Here is a 1,126-nt window from a genome sequence, read left to right as displayed (position 1 = left end):
CCAGGTATTCCAGCCCATGCCCGCTCGCCTGATCCGCCGGGTGCGAAGCCGCACGTAGCGCTGAGATAAGTTTGCCTTGCCCATTCGATCGCATAGGGAGACTCAACCCCGATTCATGACAGGGCTCCTGGTTTCTGCATTTCACAAATTTTCAGGAGACAATAATGGCAAACGGCGGCTTGGGCGATGACGAACTGTTCGGTAGTCAAATCGGTGAGTTCATATTTGGCGACGCCGGAAACGACACCATTTCGGGCTTTGGCGGCAATGATACGCTCGAGGGAGGAATAGGCGCCGACATGCTTACGGGTGGCGCGGATATTGACGCAGTGCACTACAATCAGTCGTTCGAGGCCGTCACGATCAACCTATCCAACAATACGAACCACGGTGGCGAGGCGGAGGGAGACATTTTTGTTGACCTCATCGAGAATGCTCTGGGTTCCATTCACGACGATAGCCTAACGGGCAATTCGCTCCCCAACTTGCTCAACGGAGCCATTGGCAACGACTATCTCAGCGGTCTCGGTGCGAATGACATCCTCGTTGGTGAGTTCGGCAACGACATCCTGGAAGGAGGGCTCGGCACTGACCACCTGCTTGGCGGAGATGGCTACGACCTTTTGGAGGGAGGAGCCGAGGCGGATATCCTCGATGGTGGTGCTCAGGACGACCTCGCAAGCTACTCATCGTCTGACATCGGATTGACGGTGAGTCTGCGCCTTCCCAACAACAATACGGGCGACGCCGAAGGAGATAACTACGTCAGCATCGAGGGCCTCGTGGGCTCACGATTCAATGACAATCTCGAGGGAGACGGCGGCGCCAACAACCTTCAAGGTTGGTACGGGGACGATGTCCTCTTGGGCGGCGGTGGAAACGACACGCTCTTCGGCGGAGAAGGTAACGACACCCTATCGGGAGACCAGAACGGTCAAACCGGTGACGACGTCATGCAGGGTGAAGCCGGCAATGACACGCTGACTGGCGGCGACGGTACGGACACCGCCGTCTATAGCGGCAAGTTCTCCGAGTACAAGATCGACGACCGTGCCGCCTCTTTGGGTATATATGGCGTCGTTGACACGGTCGCCGACCGGGACGGAAGCGACGCCGTCTGGGACAG

At 57.6% G+C, this 1,126-nt stretch carries 1 protein-coding gene; it reads left to right on the top strand.

What is annotated here, in order from left to right; all coding sequences use genetic code 11:
• Positions 1-164 precede the first annotated feature (164 nt).
• Positions 165-1,126: calcium-binding protein (locus AC1DT3_RS22130; RefSeq protein ID WP_477467324.1), on the top strand; the 962-nt coding region annotated here is incomplete at its 3' end.

Source organism: Microvirga sp. P4_G7, from assembly GCF_056401005.1.
Note: the sequence above shows the minus strand (reverse complement) of the source record. Positions and strands in the feature narration are given on the sequence as shown.